The sequence below is a fragment of the Microbacterium saperdae genome (assembly GCF_006716345.1).
GTDB classification, from domain to species: domain Bacteria; phylum Actinomycetota; class Actinomycetes; order Actinomycetales; family Microbacteriaceae; genus Microbacterium; species Microbacterium saperdae.
In genome coordinates this window covers 551,632-571,617 of record NZ_VFOX01000002.1, presented here as the reverse complement: position 1 = coordinate 571,617, position 19,986 = coordinate 551,632, and the positions used below count along the sequence as shown (strand labels likewise).

21 protein-coding genes are annotated in these 19,986 nt (G+C 68.9%); 13 read left to right on the top strand and 8 right to left on the bottom strand.

All coding sequences use genetic code 11. From position 1 onward, the window contains the following. Positions 1-10: 10 nt before the first annotated feature. The 5 genes from FB560_RS17375 to FB560_RS17355 all read left to right on the top strand — a co-directional run bounded on the left by FB560_RS17375 (position 11) and on the right by FB560_RS17355 (position 3,715). Entirely contained in the window at positions 11-1,318 is a 1,308-nt protein-coding gene (locus FB560_RS17375; protein WP_141873901.1) for a threonine/serine exporter family protein, read from the top strand. 141 nt (positions 1,319-1,459) lie between these two features. Further along, complete coding sequence (locus tag FB560_RS17370; protein ID WP_141873899.1) at positions 1,460-1,810, top strand: PadR family transcriptional regulator; 351 nt, start codon at positions 1,460-1,462, stop codon at positions 1,808-1,810. Positions 1,811-1,812: 2 nt separating this feature from the next. Beyond that, positions 1,813-2,184, top strand: a complete 372-nt coding sequence (locus FB560_RS17365; protein ID WP_141873897.1) for a DUF1048 domain-containing protein — start codon at positions 1,813-1,815, stop codon at positions 2,182-2,184. Beyond that, complete coding sequence (locus tag FB560_RS17360) at positions 2,178-2,951, top strand: ABC transporter ATP-binding protein (protein ID WP_141874606.1); 774 nt, start codon at positions 2,178-2,180, stop codon at positions 2,949-2,951. Before FB560_RS17365 ends, FB560_RS17360 begins: the two co-directional genes overlap by 7 nt. Further along, entirely contained in the window at positions 2,948-3,715 is a 768-nt protein-coding gene (locus FB560_RS17355) for an ABC transporter permease (RefSeq protein ID WP_141873896.1), read from the top strand. Before FB560_RS17360 ends, FB560_RS17355 begins: the two co-directional genes overlap by 4 nt. Before the next feature lie 216 nt (positions 3,716-3,931). On the opposite strand, the gene FB560_RS17350 is transcribed toward FB560_RS17355, so the two are convergent. From FB560_RS17350 to FB560_RS17335, 4 genes are read right to left on the bottom strand one after another with little or no spacing between them, the layout of a single operon-like run. Further along, a complete protein-coding gene (locus FB560_RS17350) occupies positions 3,932-5,119 on the bottom strand; it encodes an ABC transporter permease (RefSeq protein WP_170198197.1) in 1,188 nt (395 codons plus the stop codon). A gap of 17 nt (positions 5,120-5,136) precedes the next feature. Further along, positions 5,137-5,847, bottom strand: coding sequence for an ABC transporter ATP-binding protein (locus FB560_RS17345; protein WP_141873891.1), 711 nt, complete (start codon positions 5,845-5,847; stop codon positions 5,137-5,139). After that, positions 5,844-6,899: a peptidoglycan-binding protein gene (locus tag FB560_RS17340; RefSeq protein WP_141873889.1), complete on the bottom strand. Its 1,056-nt coding sequence runs from the start codon at positions 6,897-6,899 to the stop codon at positions 5,844-5,846. Before FB560_RS17340 ends, FB560_RS17345 begins: the two co-directional genes overlap by 4 nt. Continuing rightward, complete coding sequence (locus FB560_RS17335) at positions 6,896-7,660, bottom strand: hypothetical protein (protein WP_141873887.1); 765 nt, start codon at positions 7,658-7,660, stop codon at positions 6,896-6,898. Before FB560_RS17335 ends, FB560_RS17340 begins: the two co-directional genes overlap by 4 nt. A 136-nt stretch (positions 7,661-7,796) precedes the next feature. Here FB560_RS17335 and FB560_RS17330 point away from each other — a divergent pair, with 136 nt between their 5' ends. Both FB560_RS17330 and FB560_RS17325 read left to right on the top strand, forming a co-directional pair. Next, positions 7,797-8,462, top strand: coding sequence for a response regulator transcription factor (locus tag FB560_RS17330; RefSeq protein WP_141873885.1), 666 nt, complete (start codon positions 7,797-7,799; stop codon positions 8,460-8,462). Between the two features lie 5 nt (positions 8,463-8,467). Then, positions 8,468-9,742: a sensor histidine kinase gene (locus FB560_RS17325; protein ID WP_170198196.1), complete on the top strand. Its 1,275-nt coding sequence runs from the start codon at positions 8,468-8,470 to the stop codon at positions 9,740-9,742. Positions 9,743-9,863: 121 nt separating this feature from the next. On the opposite strand, the gene FB560_RS17320 is transcribed toward FB560_RS17325, so the two are convergent. The 4 genes from FB560_RS17320 to FB560_RS17305 form a co-directional block, all read right to left on the bottom strand. Further along, positions 9,864-10,781, bottom strand: coding sequence for a glycine betaine ABC transporter substrate-binding protein (locus FB560_RS17320; protein ID WP_141873881.1), 918 nt, complete (start codon positions 10,779-10,781; stop codon positions 9,864-9,866). A 75-nt stretch (positions 10,782-10,856) separates the two neighbouring features. Continuing rightward, positions 10,857-11,807: an ABC transporter permease gene (locus FB560_RS17315; RefSeq protein ID WP_141873879.1), complete on the bottom strand. Its 951-nt coding sequence runs from the start codon at positions 11,805-11,807 to the stop codon at positions 10,857-10,859. Continuing rightward, positions 11,807-13,150, bottom strand: a complete 1,344-nt coding sequence (locus FB560_RS17310; RefSeq protein WP_229672965.1) for a quaternary amine ABC transporter ATP-binding protein — start codon at positions 13,148-13,150, stop codon at positions 11,807-11,809. Before FB560_RS17310 ends, FB560_RS17315 begins: the two co-directional genes overlap by 1 nt. 387 nt (positions 13,151-13,537) lie before the next feature. Continuing rightward, positions 13,538-14,674 (bottom strand): class I SAM-dependent methyltransferase, encoded by a 1,137-nt coding sequence (locus FB560_RS17305; protein ID WP_141873877.1) that lies wholly within the window; start codon positions 14,672-14,674, stop codon positions 13,538-13,540. A gap of 89 nt (positions 14,675-14,763) precedes the next feature. On the opposite strand from FB560_RS17305, the gene FB560_RS17300 reads away from it, so the two are divergent. The 6 genes from FB560_RS17300 (at position 14,764) to FB560_RS17275 (ending at position 19,935) form a co-directional block, all read left to right on the top strand. Then, the gene (locus FB560_RS17300; RefSeq protein ID WP_141873875.1) at positions 14,764-15,756 is read left to right on the top strand and encodes an ABC transporter ATP-binding protein; all 993 of its coding nucleotides are present in this window, start codon (positions 14,764-14,766) and stop codon (positions 15,754-15,756) included. Then, a complete protein-coding gene (locus tag FB560_RS17295; protein ID WP_141874604.1) occupies positions 15,756-17,378 on the top strand; it encodes an ABC transporter permease in 1,623 nt (540 codons plus the stop codon). The genes FB560_RS17300 and FB560_RS17295 overlap by 1 nt, the downstream gene beginning before the upstream one ends. A gap of 8 nt (positions 17,379-17,386) precedes the next feature. Beyond that, on the top strand, positions 17,387-17,881 hold the full coding sequence (locus tag FB560_RS17290; RefSeq protein WP_141873873.1) for a GbsR/MarR family transcriptional regulator: 495 nt from the start codon (positions 17,387-17,389) through the stop codon (positions 17,879-17,881). A 79-nt stretch (positions 17,882-17,960) separates the two neighbouring features. Further along, positions 17,961-18,350: a GntR family transcriptional regulator gene (locus FB560_RS17285; protein ID WP_141873871.1), complete on the top strand. Its 390-nt coding sequence runs from the start codon at positions 17,961-17,963 to the stop codon at positions 18,348-18,350. Continuing rightward, a complete protein-coding gene (locus FB560_RS17280) occupies positions 18,347-19,249 on the top strand; it encodes an ABC transporter ATP-binding protein (protein ID WP_141873869.1) in 903 nt (300 codons plus the stop codon). The genes FB560_RS17285 and FB560_RS17280 overlap by 4 nt, the downstream gene beginning before the upstream one ends. Next, the gene (locus FB560_RS17275; protein ID WP_141873867.1) at positions 19,249-19,935 is read left to right on the top strand and encodes a hypothetical protein; all 687 of its coding nucleotides are present in this window, start codon (positions 19,249-19,251) and stop codon (positions 19,933-19,935) included. The genes FB560_RS17280 and FB560_RS17275 overlap by 1 nt, the downstream gene beginning before the upstream one ends. Positions 19,936-19,986: the final 51 nt, after the last annotated feature.

Below are 19,986 nucleotides of genomic sequence, written 5' to 3'. Positions count from 1 at the left end.
GGCGGCTGACATGCCGGATGCCGTCGCACGCTCGGCCCTGCGCCAGTTCCTCCTCGGACTCGCGCAGGGCATGAACGCCTCCGCCGAATCGGTCGATCGCATCCGCGACACCATGACCGAGGTGGCTGCCGCGTACGGGGGTGACGACACCGACTTCGTCGTGCTGCCGACGATCATCCTGGTCGAGACCGGCGACGACGAGGAGTCGCGCGTCGCCATCCGGTCGGCGACCAATGCGTCGTTCCGCTTCGACCAGATCGCGGCGCTGTACGAGCTCATCGCCCAGGCGCGCACCGGGTCGGTCCCGCCACTCGACGGCATCGCCCGCTTGAACGAGATCGGGGCGATGCGCCCGCGCCTCGGCTGGGTCACCCGCACCTTCGGGCATGCCGTGCTCACGACCGGCCTCGCCCTGCTGCTCACCCCCACCTGGCAGGGCGCGATCGTCGCGTTCGTGCTCGGCGCCGGCATCGGACTGCTCAAGCTCGTGCGCTCGCCCACCCTGCAACTGGTGCTGCCGATCGCCGCGGCCTTCGTGTGCGCCTCCGCGGTCTTCCTGCTGGCCGAGGTCATCGAGATCGGCGACCCCATCCGACTGCTCATCGCTCCGCTCGTGACCTTCCTTCCCGGCGGCGTGCTGACGACGGCGACCGTCGAGCTCGCGGCCGGCCAGATGATCTCGGGAGCCTCGCGCCTGATCTACGGCTTCGTGCAGCTCGCCCTGCTGGCGTTCGGCATCCTCGCCGCCGGCAGCGTGGTCGGCGTGGAGTCGCGGTCGTACGAGCCGCTGGCGGCGGCATCCTTCCTGCCGTGGTGGGTGGCTCTGATCGGCATCCTGGTGTTCGCCCTCGGGAACTATCTGCATTTCTCCGCTCCCGCATCGACGTTCGGATGGGTGCTGCTCGCGCTGATCGTGGCCTATGCCGGCCAGTGGGCGGGCGCAGAGCTGCTCGGGCCGACCATGGGCGGCTTCATCGGCGCGGTCGCGATGACCCTCGTCGTCTTCTGGATCGCGTCGCTGCGTCACGGCGTCCCCGCGCAGATCACGTTCCTGCCCGCGTTCTGGCTGCTCGTGCCGGGTGCGGCCGGCCTGGTCGGACTCACCGAGGCGGTCGCCACCGACAGCGGCCTCACCGACTTCCTGACCGCACTCGTGTCGGTGATGTCGATCGCGCTCGGCGTGCTCATCGGCACGGCCCTGTATCGGGTCGTGCACCACGGGGCCGAGGAGATCGTGCAGTTCGCGGTGGCGGCACCGACGGTCGTCGCCCGAGCGCCCGGGCTCTGGGAGCGACTGCTGCCCTGGCGTCGGCACTGACCCCGCCCCCGTCTTCCCGCCCCCTTCGTCCTCCGTCGTTGCTCTTTCAGTATTCGGTGTTGCTAAGTACCGGTACCTAGTGTTACTTTATACCAGTACCCAGCATCACTGAGTACCGAACATCGAATGAGAGGAGCATCCATGGGCAAGCAGATGACCGAGATGCTCAAAGGCACTCTGGAGGGCATCGTTCTCGCCCTCCTCGCCGAGCAGCCCGCCTACGGATACGACATCACCGCGCGTCTGCGCGACCACGGCTTCACAGACACCGCAGAGGGCACGGTCTACGCGCTCCTGGTGCGGATCGAGCAGCGCGGTCTCGTCGACGTCGAGAAGGTGCCGAGCGAGAAGGGGCCACCCCGCAAGGTGTACACCCTCAACGCGCAGGGCACGCACGAGCTGGCGGAGTTCTGGAAGACCTGGAACGTCCTCGCCCAGCGCATCGAAGAACTGAACACGACACACACCGACACCATCCAGAAGGAGAACTGACCATGGCCGCGAAATGGATCGAAACCCTCACCGGATCGCTCGATCAGAAGAAGCAGTACCGGCAGGCGAAAGCTCGCCTCGACGCTCTGCCCGAGCCCTACCGCGCGACGGCGGATGCCTTCCACCGGTACTTCATGTACTACGGCGGCATCACCGAGGGAGACACCCTCGTGCAGATGATCGTCGACTACGCCGACCTGTGGGAGCGCGCCGCGATCGACGGCACCCCGATCAGCGCGATCGTCGGCGACGACCCCGTCGAGTTCGCCGAGAACTTCGCCAGGGCGTACAGCGGGAAGCAGTGGATCGACAAGGAGCGCGCCCGCCTCATCAAGGCCGTCGAAGAGGCAACGAAGACGGAGAAGGAATCATGACCGCCGCGATCAGCGTGCGGGGCATCGAGAAGTCCTACAAGGACCTGCACGTGCTCCGCGGCGTCGACTTCGAGGTCGCGAAGGGCAGCATCTTCGCGTTGCTCGGCTCGAACGGCGCCGGCAAGACCACAGTGGTGCGCATCCTCTCGACGCTGTTGAAAGCGGATGCCGGCACGGCGACCGTGCAGGGTGTGGATGTCGCCACCGATCCCCTCGGAGTGCGGGAGCGGATCAGCCTGACCGGGCAGTTCGCCGCCGTCGACGAGATCCTCACCGGACGCGAGAACCTGGTCCTGGTCGCCCAGCTCCGCCACCTGGCCGACCCCGGCGCGATCGCCGACGATCTGCTGGCGACGTTCCGCCTCACGGATGCCGGATCGCGCAAGGTCGGCACCTACTCCGGGGGCATGCGACGTCGGCTCGACATCGCGATGAGCCTGGTCGGGCACCCCGAGGTCATCTATCTCGACGAGCCGACCACCGGCCTCGACCCCGAGGCCCGCCTCGAGGTGTGGCAGGTCGTGAAGGAACTCGCGAACACCGGCACGACGGTGCTCCTCACCACGCAGTACCTCGATGAGGCGGAGCATCTGGCCGACCGCATCGCGATCCTGCACGAGGGCCGCATCATCGCCAACGGCACGCTCGCCGAGCTCAAGAAGCTGCTGCCCGCAGCGAAGGTCGAGTACGTCGAGAAGCAGCCGACGCTCGAGGAGATCTTCCTCACCCTCGTCGGCGCCCCGTCCAAGAAGGAGGACGCAGCATGAGCACGCACTTCGTCGCCGACACCGCGACACTCACCGGCCGCTCCATGCGGCACATCTTCCGCAGTCCCGACACCATCATCACCACGGCGGTCACCCCGATCGCGCTGATGCTGCTGTTCGTGTACGTGTTCGGCGGCGCCCTCCAGCAGAGCGCCGGCACCGAGAACTACGTGAACTACCTGCTGCCGGGCATCCTGCTCATCGCCGTGGCATCCGGCATCGCCTATACGGCGTTCCGGTTGTTCAACGACCTGCAGAGCGGACTGTTCGAACGATTCCACTCCATGCCGATCGCCCGGTCGAGTGTGCTGTGGGCCCACGTGCTCACGTCGCTGACGGCGAACGGCATCACCCTCGCGATCATCTTCGGCGTCGGGTTCCTGATGGGATTCCGCACCGGAGCGAGCCCGTTGGCCTGGCTCGGCGTGATCGGCATCCTGCTGCTCTTCACACTGGCCCTCACCTGGCTGGCGATCATCGCCGGACTCAGCGCGAAGACGATCGACGGAGCGACCGCGTTCTCCTACCCGCTCATCTTCCTGCCGTTCATCAGCTCGGCGTTCGTGCCCACGGACACGATGCCCGGCCCGGTGCGCTGGTTCGCGGAGAACCAGCCGGTCACGTCGATCGTCGACACGATCCAGGCGCTCTTCGCCGAGAAGCCTGTCGGCACCGAGATCTGGGTCGCCCTCGCCTGGTGCGTCGGCATCCTCGTGGTCGCGTACGTGTTCGCGATCATCGCCTACCGGAAGAAGGTCGGGTGACCGTCGCCGAGCGCCCTTCGTCTCGTCGCTCCGCTCCTCGCTCAGGAACCGACCCGTTGGTACCTGAGCGAGCGCAGCGAGACGAAGGTCGCCGCGCTCGGCCGCCGACGTGTGCGGCGGTGCGGCCACACGGAACGAAGGAGATCTCGCGGAATGAAGGAGGTTCCGCGCGGAAGGGTCCTTCATTCCACGCGTTCTCCTTCCGAACCCGCGAGCTCACACCGTCCGCAGCGCCGCGGTCGGCGACAGCCGCGCCGCACTGATCGCGGGGTAGAGGCCCGCGATCACGCCGACCACCAACGCCACGACCGGACCGCCGACGAGCACCACCACGGGGATTGTCACCGCCTGCCCCTGGATCGAGGCGTAGGCGACGACGCCCAGTGCTCCGCAGATCACCCCGGCGATGCCCCCCAGGCCTCCGAGCACGATGGCCTCCGCCACGAACTGGCCCGCGATCTGCCCCGAACGCGCACCGAGCGCCCTCCGGAGCCCGATCTCGCCGCGACGCTCCAGCACCGCCACCACCATGGTGTTCGCGATGCCGATCCCTCCGACCAGCAGAGCGATCGCCGCGAGACCGACCGCGAGGCCGGGCAGCGAGTCGTCCGCGGTGTCCCGCGCCCCGGCGAGGTCGCCGAGTCCGGTCACCTGCACGTACGGCGACGACGGGTTCGCGGCACGGGCGATCGCGTCGCGAACCTTCTCGCCCGTGCCGCCGTCGGCCATCCGCACGTAGATCGAGGCGATGGTGTCATCCTCCGCCGCCGACACGTGCTCGGCGGCCCAGCGGTCGCCGAGGAACGCGCTCGCGTCGATCGATTCGGCGAGACCGGCCGAATCGAGGATGCCGATCACGGTGTACCACTGCTCGCCGATCCACACCCGCACGCCCGGCTCCGTGATCCCCATGCGCGCGGCCGCGGCGGACCCGAGCACGGTCACCGGCAGCGAGCGGTCGGTCTCGTCGAACCAGGATCCCTTCGCCACCGAGCCTTCCACCGACGCCAGGAAATCGGGGCTCGCCGCCGCGGCGGTCAGCCCGTTGCCCTGGCTCTTCGGCATGAGGTCGTTGCGATACACGCCGATGCCGTCCGGCACCTTCTCGAGCACCCCGACCTGCTCCACCCCCGTCACCCGCTCGATCATCCCGGCGGCCGTCTCGGGCAGCGCGACCGGCTTGTTGTCCGGTCCGTATCCGGGCTGCACGACGATCATGTTCGCCCCGAGCGCGTCGAGCTTCGCCAGCAGTTCCGCCTGGTTGGAAGCCGCGATGCCCGTGATGGCGGTCAACGCGGCGATGCCGACCGCGACACCGAGCGCCGACAGCGCCGTACGCATCTTGCGGCTGCGGGGGCCGATCAGGGCCGTGCGGATGCTGTCCGCGACGCTGAGCCGGGGCATCCGCTCTCCTCTGCGTCTCATGCCGCGACCTCTTCCCTCTCACGCGATCCGGTATCGCTCACGATGCGTCCGTCGTGGATGCTGACCTGCCGCTGCGTGCGCTCCGCGATGTGGGGGTCATGCGTGATGATCACGACCGCCGTTCCCGCATCGGCGATCGAGGTGAGCAACTCGAGGATGCGCTCGCCCGTGGTCGAGTCGAGCGCCCCCGTTGGCTCGTCGGCGAACAGCACCGACGGTTCCCCGACGATCGCCCGCGCGATGGCCACCCGCTGCTGCTCCCCGCCCGAGAGCTGACCGGGGCGGTGCGTCATGCGGGTGCCGAGGCCGACGCGCTCCAGAGCGGCAGCCGCCCGTGCGGATCGCTCCGCCGCCGGCACGCCCGAGTAGAGCAGTCCGAGCGCGACGTTGTCGACCGCGCTCAGCGCCGGCAGCAGGAAGAACTGCTGGAACACGAATCCGATGCGGCGAGCGCGCAGGACCGCACGCTCTCTCTCGGCGAGCGCCGCGGCATCCGTCCCGTCGATCAGCACGGTGCCGCTCGTGGGGTCGTCGAGGGTGCCCATGATCGAGAGCATCGTGCTCTTGCCCGATCCGGATGCGCCGACGACGGCCACCAGTTCTCCGCGCTCGATCGCGAGGCTCATGCCGTGCAGCACGCGCAGGGGCGGGCTTCCTGGGTACTCCTTGACCACGTCGACCAGCTCGACCACCGTGTCGGGTGTCATTGCGCCACCACCACGGCATCGCCCTCGGCGAGGTCGCCGCCGACGATCTGCACGCGGGTGTCGGCGATCAGTCCGACCTCCACCACCACCCGCTCGACCTTGCCCTTCTTGCGGAGCACGTCGACCGCGTAGCCGCCGTCCGTGGTCGCCACGAGCGCCGTGACCGGCACCACCAGTGCGTCCTTCACTTCGGACGCCGCGAACACGACCTTGACCGCGCGCAGCCCGATCCCCTCCGCGGCAGCGGGATCCGTGAACTCCACGTTCGCGGTGGGAGGTGTGGTCTCTCCCTCCTTCTCTGTCGGCTGCCCGCCGGGGTCGACGGCGGTCACCGTCGCCGGTGCCTCCGTGCCGTCCGGAAGCACGACCGTCACCGGCGTCGCCGGCAGGATCTCCCGCGCCTGTGCGTCGGAGAGCTTGGCGACGACGCGCAGGGTGGTGCTGGTGTACTTCAGAGGACTCGTGCCCGCCGGGTCCCCGAGTTTCGCCGTGACCGACTCGACGCGCACGGATGCCGCCGTGATCGCCACCACGTCACCCAGCTTCACGACGCCGTCCTTCGTCACGCCGAGCGACTTCTGCCAGGCCTTGACGTTGGCCTCCGTCACCGCCGTGAACTCGTCGTCCACCGTCATGTTCTTGCCGAAGCCGAGGTCGGCGAGTGCCTGCTCCAGCTGACGCACGTCCGGCCCGTTCTCGACGCCGACGCCGAGGTCGCGCCAGAACGGGCGGTCGCCGCGCATCGCGATCACCGGCTTCCCGTCGACCTCGTAGATCGCCTGACCGACGCCGATCACGTCACCGGCGGTCGGCAGACGCGTGATGGTCCCCCCTCTGCCGGGCAGGGCGATGGATGCTCCATAGCTCAGAGTCCCGTTCAACCGCAGATCGGAGGTGAGCGTGGTGAGCTCGGCCTTGGCGGTGACCGGGTCCTCGGCCTCGGCCGGCGACTCGGCGACCGAGCTCCACGGCTGCAGCACCGCGAGCGCCACCGCGGCAGCCACGAGCAGCGCCCCGACCGGCAGCAGCACCTTCGTCAGCCGACGGCTCATTCGTCGCCCCCGGAGGGGAGGACCGTCGCCGACATGAAGGCGCCCTCGAAGAACTCTCCGATGAGGGCGTAGAAGTCGAAGTCGACGGCCTCGACGCTCTCCGGTGAGAACATCGGCGGCATGTCGCCCGCGGCATCCGCACACGCCTCGAGGAGGGTGCGCGCCTCGTCTTCGGTGATGCCGGCGGGCAGCGTCAGCATGGCATCGGCATCAGGGTCGGCGAAATCGGTGAAGCCGTTCTCTCTGGCGCAGGCGGCGAAGTCGAGTCCCGCATCCATGAACTCCTCGGGCGAGAACATCTGCGTCTGGGCGCCCTCCGACGCCGAGATGTCGGGCTCGGGCTGCTCGAACTCGGGGACCTCCTCCTCGCAGTCCTCCCAGGCGGCGCGCTGGCCGCCGTCCTCCGGATAGCCGGAGGCGGCCGTCGATGCGAGCCAGGTGCCGTCGTCGTCCGAGAAGATCATCGACATCGCCATCTCCTCGCCCTCGCCCGCGCTGAGCGATGTCGAGCCGGTGCTCAGTGCGCCCATCTCCCCATCCAGCGGAGCATCCGGCATCAACAGGCCCACCTGGCCACCCTCGAGGATCTTCGCCGTCTGGCCCTCGTCGGTGAGGCAGCTCACGAATCGGGCGGCGGCCGCGTCGTTCGCGCCGTCACCCGCCTTGTCGCCCCCGGACGGAGCGCTGCACGCGGAGAGCGCGAAGAGCGCGAAGACAGCGGGCATCACCACCAGTGCACGGCGTGCTTTCGAGTCGAACATGACTTTCCCTTTCTCGCGGTCGCAGCTCATCCACGACGTGCAGTCAGTTCTACGGATGCGGTGGTTTGCTGTCGGTATGACGGCGCCTAACCGGAAACTAACCGCGCAGAGCGCACCCTCGGAGACGGGAGGTGCCATGCGACTGCTGCTGGTGGAAGACGAGGCCGATCTGGCGGACACGTTGGCCGACGGCCTGCGCCGGGAGGGATACCTCGTCGACGTCGCGCGCGACGGTGCGAGCGCGCTGACCGCCGCCGCCTCGAACGATGTCGACGTGATCGTGCTCGACCGCGACCTCCCCGTGCTGAGCGGCGATGCCGTCTGCCGCACACTCGTCGCGCAGGAGTACCCGGCCCGCATCCTGATGCTCACGGCAGCCGGAACCCTCAACGACCGGGTCGAAGGCCTCGACCTCGGTGCCGACGACTACCTCGCCAAGCCGTTCGCCTACGTCGAGCTGCTGGCCCGTCTCCGCGCTCTCGGCCGCCGCGGGCAGTCCGGGCGGGCGACCGCCGTCCTGGAGTTCGCCGGAGTACGCCTCGACGTCGGGCGGCGCATCGTCGAGCGAGACGGCACCCCGATCCGGCTCACACTCAAGGAGTTCGGTGTGCTCGAGACGCTGCTCGCTGCGGAAGGCGGGTACGTCAGCGCCGACGATCTGCTCGACGAGGTGTGGGATGAGCCATACGAACGCACCCGCGGCGTGGTCAAGATCGCCGTCCACACGCTGCGCCGCAAGCTCGGGTCGCCCGAGGTCATCCGATCCGCGGCCGGGCACGGCTATCGAGTGGGGACGTCATGAGGCGCATGAGCTTCCGCACCCGGCTGGTGATCATCATCGCCGGAGTGTTCATCGCCGCCGGCGCCGCGCTGCTCACGGTGCAGTATCTGGTCGTGCAGCAGCTGTTCGCCTCGGCCATCGACACGACGGCGGCGAGCTGTCTCCCCGGCTCCGGGGTGGCGTCCCTCACCGAGGGGACGGGCCCGACCGATGGTTCCGACTTCACCGAGGTCTCGCCCCTCACCGACGGCAGCATGCTGTCGGGCACGATCAGCACCGGATGCGCCTATTTCGCCGAGACCGCCGATGTCGCCGACTTCACGATCGCCACGCCCATGCAGAGCCTGTCGCTGGACGCCGTGGAAGGGGCGGTGCTGCAGCAGTCGACGTTCCTCGCGGACGAGGTCGGCGGCGGTCTGCTGCTGTGGTCGGTCGTGGTGCTGGTCGGCTTCACCGGAGTCGCCGCCGCGATCGCGTTCTGGCTCGCCCGGCGTTCGCTCGACCGCATCGGGGAGGTCACGGCCGCCGCGCGCGACATCTCGGAGCGCGACCTCGGACGTCGACTCGACCTCCCCGGCCCTGACGACGAGATCAAGGAGCTGGGCGACACGATCGACGGAATGCTCGATCGGCTGCAGTCCGCCTTCGCCGCGCAGGACCGCTTCGTGGCGAACGCCTCGCACGAGCTGCGCACCCCGCTGACGACGACCAGGACGGCACTGGAGATCCCTCTCGAACAGGGTGCCGTGCCGGCGGACCTGCAGGCCAACATGCAGCGGGCGCTGCGCGCCACCGAGCAGAGCGAGCGCCTCATCACGGCGCTGCTCGCCCTCGCGCGCGCCCGCACCGGGCTTGACGAGGTCGAACCGGTCGAGCTCCGCGCGCTCGTCGAGGACCAGATCGAAGAGCTCGATGCCCAGGAGATCGCGGTGCACACGCACGTGCGGGAACTCACGGTCGAGGGCGACACGGTGCTGCTGGCCAGGGCGGTGCGGAACCTGCTCGAGAACGGCATCCGTCACAACGTGCCCGGCGGCGAGCTGTGGGTGCGCTGCCGCCGTGAACGCGGACGCGCCCTCATCGAGGTCGAGAACACCGGTACCCCGATCACCCCGGCCACCCTGGAGCTGCTCACCGAGCCGTTCTACCGCGGCGACGCGAGCCGCACCTCCGCGGGTCCCGATGGCACCGGACTGGGGCTCGCGATCGTGCAGAGCATCGCCAAGACCCACGGCGGCGAGGTGCGCCTGCGCGCCCGCAAGGGCGGCGGTCTCATCGCCACGATCGTGCTGCCGCTCTGACACCGACAGCTCTCTCCGCCCCGCACGCAGAAGCTCCCGTCGCACTTCTCGACACCCGGCGGACCGGGAACGACGAGCAGTGCGACGGGAGCGAGTCTCCGCGCGGCGGGTGCCGGTCAGATCAGCTGGTGACGACCCAGTCGAACTGGTCGCCGTACTGCTTCAGCCACTCATCCACGGCGTCCGCTTCCTTGCCCTCGCCGTACTCGTTGACGACCAGGTCCTCCAGCGCGCCGTACTGCTCGTCATCGAGCTTGATCTTCTCGACCAGCTCAGCCGCCTCGGGGAACTCGTCCGCGAAGCCCTTGGTGCCGAGGAAGTGCAGACCCTCGGCCTCGCCCATGGCGCCCTGGGGATCTTCGAGGTCCTTCATGCCGAAGGAATCGTTGGCCCAGAACGGACGCCACAGCGTGACGACGAGATCCTCCTGCTTGTCGGTCGCGGCCTTGAGCTCGGTGAGCATCGCGGCGGTCGACGACGTGACCAGCTGGTACTCGTCCTCGAGGCCGTACGCCGGGATCATCTTCTCGGTCTGCTCGGTCAGGCCCGCACCCGGCTCGATGCCGATGATCTTGCCGTCGAAGTCGGCACCCTTGCCCTTGAGGTCCTCGATCGAGGTGAGCTCGGAGTACTCGGGCACCGCGATGGTGAGCTTGGCGTTGTCGTAGTACGTGCCGAGGTCCTCGATGTCGTCGCCGTACTTCTTCATGTACGACGCGTGCGTGAGGTCGGGCCACGCCGACGGGTACATGTCGACATCACCCTGCGCGAGGCCGGTGTAGAGCGGGCCCGCCTCCGTGAGCGTCTTCATCTCGACCGTGTAGCCGATCTTCTCGAGCTGGTCCTGCAGCAGGTACGCCGTGCTGAGCCCGTCGGTCCACGAGGGCAGGAAGCCCAGCGTGATCGTGCCCTTGTCACCCGTCGCGCCGTCGCCGCCGCCGGTGCCACCCGTTCCGCCCGCGCCGTCGCCGCTGCAGCCGGCGAGGGTGAGGGATGCCGCGACGCCGAGCGCCGCGATGGTCAGGATCTTCTTCTTCATAGTGATCTCTCTTCTGGTTCCGTATGGATATTCGTTCGTCGGTGCTGCGTGCTGTGTTGCGGTGTTGCGGGGGGGTCAGGGCGTGAGGGCGGGGGTGCGCTCGGCGGCCGGCTGCTCCTCGTGCGACGCAGCGGATGCCGCATCGACGCGCTGCTTCGTGCGGCGGCGTGCGAGCACGCCGAGCAGGGACGACGGGTTCTGGCCCGCAGAGCCCAGGGCGGCCGTGACGCGGTCGAGGAAGACCGCGATCAGCACCACACCGAGGCCGGCTTCCACACCCTTGGGGATGTTGATGGTCGAGATCGCCTCGACGACCATCTTCCCCAGGCCGTCGGCGCCCGCCATTCCGGCGATGACCGCCATCGACAGGGCGAGCATGATGACCTGGTTGACGCCGGCCATGATGGTCGGCATCGCGAGCGGAAGCTGGATGCCGCGCAGGATCTGACCCGGCTTCGCGCCGAAGGCCTGGCCGGCCTCGACGGTCTCTGAGTCGACGCCGCGGATGCCGAGCTCGGTCAGTCGCACGCCGGGAGGCAGCGCGAAGATGACCGTGGCGACGAGTCCGGGGACCACGCCGATGCCGAAGAACACGATCGCGGGGATCAGGTACACGAACGCCGGCATGGTCTGCATGAAGTCGAGCACGGGCTTGAGCACCGCGCGCACCGAGGAGTTGCGCGCCGACCAGATGCCCAGCGGCACCGCGATCAGCACGGCGACGACCGCGGCGACGAGCACCAGGGCGAGCGTCTGCATCGCCGGCACCCAGAGGTTCATGGCGACGATCAGTCCGAACGACACGACCGTGCCGATCGCGAGCTGCCAGGAGCGCACGACCCAGGCGATGAGGGCGGCGAGAACGATGATGACCGCGAAGTGCGGGCTCAGCAGCGCGCGGGTGAGCGAGTCGACGAGGAAGTTGACGACGAACGAGACCACGTCGAGCAGTCCGTCGAGGTTGGCCTTGATCCAGTCGACGCCGGTCGCGACCCAGGTTCCGATGGGAATGCGGAAACCATCCATCAGCGCACCTCCCCGATCATGTTGTCGCTGCCAGAACCGAAACCGGCCTGGGTCCCTGAACTCGTCGAAGGGGGCGGATCCGCCGTCCATCCGTCATCCAGCACGGCGTCGATCTCGGCCTGGGGCATCGGCAGCAGGGGCAGCGTCAACTCACCGGTCGCACCGGGGCCGGGGCCCAGGGCGGCGAGCAGCGTGACGCGAGGGATGACGCCGACCAGACGGCCTTCGGCATCCGTCACCGCGAGGGGCAGCGGAGACTCGACCGAGGGCACGAACAGGTTCATCAGCACCTCGTCCTCGCTCACGCTCTGCGGCACGGGCTTGATGACGTCACGCAGCGTCGAGGTGCCGTTGCGCACGAGCTTCACGGCGTCGCGGTCGGTCACGATGCCCAGCAGCTTGCGGTCACGGCCGGTGACGTAGGTGGCCGACATGTAGGCGTCGCGCATCTGGCGCAGTGCCGTGCGCGGTCCGGCGGTGTCGGGGACGACGGGGCGAGCGCGCTCCATGACGTTCGCCGCCGTGAGCACGCGGGCGCGGTCGACGTCCTGCACGAACTGCTCGACGTAGTCGTTGGCGGGGTCCGTGAGGATGTCCTCCGGCGTGCCGATCTGCACGATGCGACCGTCGCGCATCACCGCGATCCGGTCACCGAGGAACATCGCCTCGTTGAGGTCGTGCGTGATGAACACGATGGTCTTCTGCAGCTTCTCCTGCAGTTCGAGCAGCTGCTCCTGCATCTCGCGACGGATGAGCGGGTCGAGCGCACTGAACGCCTCGTCCATGAGCAGGATGTCGCTGTCTGCCGCGAGCGCGCGGGCGATGCCGACGCGCTGCTGCATGCCTCCGGAGAGTTCAGACGGCAGCTTCTCGGCCTGTCCTTCGAGGCCGACGAGTCCGAGGATCTCCTCGGCCTTCGCCAGGCGCTCGGCTTTGCCGACACCCTTGAGCTCGAGCGGGTAGGCGACGTTCGCGGCCACCGTGCGGTGCGGCAGCAGGGCGAAGTGCTGGAACACCATCGAGATGCGATCGCGGCGGATCTCGCGCAGTCGTGAGGCCGGGATGCCGGTGATGGCGTCGCCGTTCACGATGACGGAGCCGTCGGTGGTCTCGTGCAGGCCGTTGAGCATGCGGATGATGGTCGACTTGCCGGAGCCGGAGAGCCCCATGATCACGAAGATCTCTCCACGGTTCACGGTGAAGCTGGCGTCGATGACGGCGGCGGTTCCGGAATCGGTGACGTCGGCTCTGCTCTCACCGGCCTTCAGTCGACGGACGGCGGCGTTCGGATTCTTCCCGAACACCTTGTACAGATTGCGCGCTTCAAGAGCGATTTCGGACACGTTTCCCCTGCGGCTCGCCTTCGGGTGGCTGAGCCTGCTTCGGTTACGCCCGGGTGATCCTCCCGGCCGTTTCGAGAAAGGTGCTGTGGCGGCGCGGACGGCGGATTTCGGATCCACCGCGATAGAGCATCGACCGTACGCCCACGCCTCTTCGCAGCACAGCTCATCGAAAGAAGGACGTGACCGCGGACTGGTCTTCGGACCGTCAGGCCCGCATTCCAACGTAACGAAATGGCCGGTCAGGGGCAAATCCCGCCCGCGCAGGATGCTCGGGTTTCGTCGTCTGACCGGGGATTGCGTGGATTTGGTTCCGGGTGCCGTGAGGGGTCGAGACACGCCGCGACCCGGGGGTCGGAGGGGGCGTTTCGTGACCCCTCGCGGAGAGGATCAGCCGCGGCGGATGCTGCGCGTGACGGTGAACTTGGCAGTGCGCTGCAGCTGCTCGGTCGGACCGATCAGACGGGTCAGTTCCGGTCGATACGAGAGCGAGGAGTTGTAGACCGTGAGCAGCTCTCCGCCCGGCTTCAGCAACCGCGCTGCGGCCTCGAACAGGCGGGTCGCCGCACCGACGTGCACGCTGTTGCCGAGGTGGAACGGCGGATTCAGCAGCACGACATCGGCGCCGGCGTCGGGGAGGTCGGACGCGGCATCGTCATGCGTCACGGTGATCCGGTCGGCGAGGCCGTTCGCCGCGACACTCGCACGGGCCGAGGCGACGGCTGCGGCCGAGCGATCGGTGGCGATGAGTCGCGCGTCCGGATGCGCGCGGGCGTAGGCGATCGCGAGGGCGCCGGTGCCGCATCCGAGGTCGATCACGGTGGGCGCGGCGTGGAGGAGTTGTGAACGCCCGGCACCGAGCACGTCGAGCAGCACCCGCGTGCCGATGTCGATCCGGGGGCCGGCGAACGCCCCGCCGAAGGCCACGAGCGTGAAGCCGTCATGCGCCGCGGCGACAGGGAACGGCGGGGTCTCCGGCACCTCGCGCGGCCCCTCCGCGACCAGCAGTCGCGACTTGCGCGCCGCGCGCTCGGCCTGCACCCGGGAGAAGCTGCGCCCGAGCACCTCGTTCTGCGTGAGGGTCATGTGCTTCACACGGCCGCCGGCGATGAGCGCGACGTCGGGCGCAGCCCAGCGGGCGACGGCATCCGCGATCTGCTCGAGCTCGGCCAGCGCCTTCGGCAGCTGGAGCAGCACGAGCCGTGCGCCGGCGAGCAGGTCCGCGTCGAGTTCGTGCGAACCGAAACCGTCGAGTCCGAGCTCCTGGGCGTTGCGGGCGAGCGCGCGGCGGCCGGTCGCCAGGTCCTGATGCACCCGGATTCCGCGCACCCCGGCATCCGTCAGGGCGAGCGTGATCGCGCCGTACTCGTCACCGATCACGACGACCTCTGAGCCGTCGAGGCCACGGGCATCGATGGTCTCGAGCGCCCTCTCGACGAGCAGCAGATCCGTCGCGTCATGGGCCTGGAGGTTGTCCGCTTCGACGTCGGGCCACCGGCGCAGGCGACTGTAGGGGAACTCCGGCACCTGCCCACTGTACGCGGCGCCCGTAAGGATTTCGCATGGGTTGTTTCGCAGTATTCACAACATTGTGAATCAGGCGTACGCTCCCGCGCATGACCACCGTCATCGCGACTCAGAATCTCACCAAGCACTACGGTCACGTGCATGCTCTCGACGGCCTCGATCTGACCGTCGAGCAGGGGCAGGTGCACGGCTTCCTCGGCCCGAACGGCGCGGGCAAGTCCACCACGATCCGCATCCTCCTCGGCCTCGCCCGCCGCACCGGCGGCGCCGCGACCGTGTTCGACGAAGATCCCTGGCAGCACGCCGTCGACCTGCACCGGCGCATCGCCTACGTCCCCGGCGACGTCAGCGTGTGGCCGAACCTGTCGGGAGGCGAAGCCGTCGATCTGCTCGCCCGGCTCCGCGGCGCCCGCACGAAGGACGACGCGTATCAGCACGAGAAGAAGCGCCTCACGGACGCCTTCCAGTTCGACCCCCGCAAGAAGGGGCGCGCGTACTCGAAGGGCAACCGGCAGAAGGTCGCACTGATCGCGGCGCTCGCGGTACCCGCCGACCTGTACATCCTCGACGAGCCCACGAGCGGCCTGGACCCTCTCATGGCGGTGATCTTCCAGCGCGAGGTCGCGCGCGCCCAGGCGAACGGCGCGACCGTGCTGCTGTCGAGCCACATCATGAGCGAGGTCGAGCAGCTGTGCGATCGCGTATCGATCATCCGCGCCGGTCGGATCGTCGAGACCGGCACGCTCGGCGAACTGCGGCACCTCACCCGCAGCGACGTGTCGTTCACCCCGTCCGGAGCGACGCTCGAGCAGGTCGCGCGCATCCCCGACGTGCACGACCCGGTGGCGCAGGGCGACCGCATCCGTCTCGCCGTCGACAGCGACCGCACCGCGGCCGTGCTGCCCGCCCTCGCCGCGCTCGGCATCAGCGACCTGCGCGTCGCGCCTCCTTCTCTCGAGGAGCTGTTCCTACGCCACTACGGCGACGACCTCGCGACCCTCGAGGCCGCGGAAGACGGCGGAACGGATGACGCCGCACCCCGCACCCGTCGTGCGCGGCGCGCGCAGAGCGGTCGTGCGTGATGTCCCGCTTCGGCGTGCTGCTGCAACAACGGCTGCGCAGGGACTGGTTGCAGCTGACCCTGTGGATCCTCGGCACCGCGCTGATGGCGTTCGCCGGCTACGCGGGTGTCACGCAGTCGTACGCGACCCTCGCCGACCGGCAGAACATCCTCGCCGCGGCCCTCGCCAACCCCGTGATCCTGATGTTCCGCGGCTTGCCGTCCGGCACGTCCGAGGGGGCGTTCCTCGCCTTCGAGGTGCTGCCGTGGCTGGCGCTGCTCGCGGCTCTGATGAGCACCTTGCTGGCGGTGCGGCACACACGGGGCGATGAGGAGGCCGGACGATCCGAGCTCGTATGGGCGACACCGGCCGGACGCCGACTGCCGACGGTCGCGACCGCCGTGCACGGCATCCTCGCGAACCTCGTCCTCGCCGCCCTGACCGCGGTGGCACTGATCGCCACGGGGTTGCCGACAGCCGGATCGCTGCTCGCGGGCGCAGCCGCCGGCGCATGCGGCATCGCGTTCCTCGGCATCGCGCTGCTGGCCGCGCAGCTCATGCGCACGTCGCGCGGAGCGAACTCCCTCACCATCTGGGTGCTCGTGGCGACCTTCCTGATCCGCGGCATCGGCAATGCGGCCGGCACGCCGAGCGACGACCTGTCCCGCATGACGAGCGCCTGGCCCGCCTGGCTGTCGCCGTTCGGATGGGCGGAGCAGACGCGCCCGTACGACGCGGACCTGGTCGGACCCGCGCTCCTCGCGCTGGCCTTCGGGCTCGTCCTCGCCGCGGCGGCCGTGGGCCTGCAGTCGTTGCGCGACATCGATGCCAGCTTCGTGGCGGAGCGGAGAGGACGCGTCTCGGCACCCGCCGCTCTCACGTCGTCTCCTGCACTGGTGTGGCGGCTGACGTCGGGCTCGATCGTCGGATGGGCGGTCGGCGGCGCCATCACCGGCATCCTCGCGACGACGCTGAGCGGCCTGGTCGACCAGATCTCCGGCGAGAACCCCGCGGTCGCCGACATCCTGAAGAAGATCGGCGGCACCACCGGCGGTCTCGACGAGGTCGTGGTGACGGTGTTCTTCACGCTGCTCGGCATCCTCGCGGCGTGCTGCGCGGTGCAGACCGTGGTGCGCGCCCGGCAGGAGGAGGCCAGAGGCACCGCGGAGGCGGTGCTGGCCACCCCGGTCGGCCGCGTGCGCTGGCTCTCGGACTTCGTGATCGTGGGCGTCGCCGCGGTGCTGATCGTGATCGCGGCCGCTGTGGCCGCCGCGTGGGTCGGCGTCTGGTCGAACGGCGGCGATCAGGCGCTCTACCGCATCGTCGCGGTGGCGGGCCTCGGACAGGCGGTCGCCGCCGCGATCTTCGCGGTGCTCACCGCGCTGGTGTTCGTGCTGCTGCCCCGGGCGACGGCGGCAGTGGCTTGGAGTCTCGTCCTGCTCGCCGCCCTGCTCGGGATGTTCGGGCCGCTGTTCGGTCTGCCCGAGTGGACAGCGAACCTCTCGCCGTTCGCCGTGACCCCCATGGTGGACGGGAGCGGGGTGGATGCACGCGGCCTGTGGTGGCTGGTGCTCACGCTGGCCGCCGGCGGCACGGCCGCCCTGACTCTGATGCGGTGCCGCGAGCTGGCACCCGGCGCCTAGGAGGACCGATGCCCGACGACAGCACCGACGACGTCGACTCCGTGTCGGCGCACCGCGGGATCGAGCCGGCGGAGCAGGCAGCGGCGATGATGACCGCCGCCGGGATGGCCCGCATGCCGGCGCGGGTGATGATGGCGCTGGTCGCGGCCCCCGAGGGCGGGTACACGGCGGCGGAGCTCTGCGAGCGTCTCGGCGTCTCGGCGGCCGCGGTCTCCGGCGCCGTGCGCTACCTGCAGCAGCTGCATTTTATCCAGCGGCGCTCGCGGCCGGGTGACCGGCGCGACCGCTACGAGTTCGTGCACGACCCGTTCGTCAGCTCGATCGTCGGGAACATGCCGGTCTACTCCCGCCTCTCGGCGTACATCGACGACATCGCCGCCGAGCACTCCGACGACCAGGGCGCGCACGATCGCGCTCTGGAACTCGCCGAGTTCTTCCGCTTCCTCTCGACACGGATGCTGCAGATCGTCGAGGACTGGCGAGAGCAGCGCCGGGAGCCCTAGTTCCGACGACCCCTTGACACGACTCCGGTTACATGGTTACTTAGTCGAGTAACTAACTCACTAACCGACCGGAGGACTCGTGATCGAAGAAGGCAAGCCGCTCTTCCTCCAGATCGCCGAGCAGATCGAGGACTCGATCATCGACGGCTCTCTCGCCGAAGAGTCACAGGCTCCTTCCACGAACGAGCTCGCGGCGTTCTACCGCATCAACCCGGCCACCGCAGCGAAGGGAGTCGCCATGCTCACCGACAAAGGAGTGCTGTACAAGCGCCGCGGCATCGGCATGTTCGTCGCAGACGGCGCCAAGGAACTGCTTCTGGGCGAACGGCGCGCAGCCTTCGCCGACCGCTACATCGACCCGCTCCTCGCCGAGGCCCGCACGCTCGGACTCGGCGCCGAAGACCTCGCGGATCTGCTCCGGCAGCGCGCCGCGCACACCACCATCGCAGAAGGGAAGACCCCCGCATGACCGCCGTCATCGAGGTGCAGAACCTCACCAAGCGCTACAAGGACACGCGTGCGCTCGACAATGTCTCGCTCACCCTCGAAGGGGGCGCGATCTACGGCCTGCTCGGTCGCAACGGCGCCGGCAAGACGACGCTGATGTCGATCCTCACGGCCCAGAACTTCGAGACCTCCGGCACGGTCCGGGTCTTCGGAGAGCACCCCTACGAGAACACGCGGGTCCTCGGCCGCATCTGCTTCGTCCGCGAGAGCCAGAAGTACCCGGACGACGCCTATCCGAAGCACGCGTTCAAGGCCGCGAGCCTGTTCTTCCCGAACTGGGACCAGGCTTTCGCCGATGAGCTCATCGCGCAGTTCCAGCTGCCGATGAAGCAGACGATCAAGAAGCTCTCCCGCGGTCAGCTCTCGGCGGTCGGCGTGATCATCGGACTCGCCTCCCGCGCCGACCTCACGTTCTTCGACGAGCCCTACCTCGGACTCGACGCCGTCGCACGGCAGATCTTCTACGACCGGCTGCTCGAGGACTACGCGGAGCACCCGCGCACCGTCATCCTCTCGTCGCACCTGATCGACGAGGTCTCGAACCTCATCGAGAAGGTCATCGTGATCGACAACGGCACCATCCTCCTGAACGAGGACACGGATGCCGTGCGTGACCGCGCGGTCACCCTCGTCGGCGACGCCACGACGGTCGACGCATGGGTCGGCACCCGCGAGGTGCTCCACCGGGAGTCGCTCGGACGCGTCGCCTCGGTCACCGTGCTGGGCGCGCTGTCCGCCGCCGATCGCGCAGAGGTCACCGCCCTCGGGCTCGACCTGGCTCCGGTCTCGCTGCAGCAGCTCATCGTCCGGCTCACCCAGAAGGCCGAAGCGCAGTCCGCCGTGAAAGAGGAGGTCCGCTGATGCGACGCACACTCAACGTCATCCGCCTGCAGTTGATCAACCGCCAGACCTTCATCTGGGTGCCGCTGCTCATCCTCGGCAGCGTCACCGTCCTCGGGGTGCTGATCTACGCGATGATCCCGGGCGACGGGCCGAAGTACATCGGGGCGGGCCAGGCACCGCTCTGGTACTTCTTCGCGATCGGCATCTCGGCGATGACCCTCACGTTCCCGTTCTCGCAGGCCATGAGCATCACCCGACGGGAGTTCTTCACCGGCACCCTGCTCACCGCGATCCTGGGCAGCGCGTTCCTCGGCGCGATCTTCCTGATCGGCGCCGGCATCGAGATGGCCACGAACGGCTACGGTCTGAACGGGTACATGTTCTACCTGCCGTGGCTGTGGGAGGCCGGGCCGATCGGGGCCTTCGTGGTCTACTTCACCCTCGCGCTGCTGCTGTTCGTGCTCGGCTTCACGGGCGCCACGATCTACAAGAGCTGGGGCCCGCTGGTCCTCACGATCGTGGGCATCGGACTCGCGCTGGTGCTGGTCGGACTCGTGTTCCTCGCGACGCGGCTCGAGCTGTGGCTCGATGTCTGGCAGACGATCGGCACCCTCGGCGCCTTCGGCCTCGCCCTGTGGGGACTGCTCGCGGTCGCCGTGCTCTCCGGGGTCTCGTTCCTGGCCTTCCGGAGGGCGATCCCCTGAGCACTGCTCACCCGCACCGGACATCGGATGCCGCGCCCACACTCACCGTGC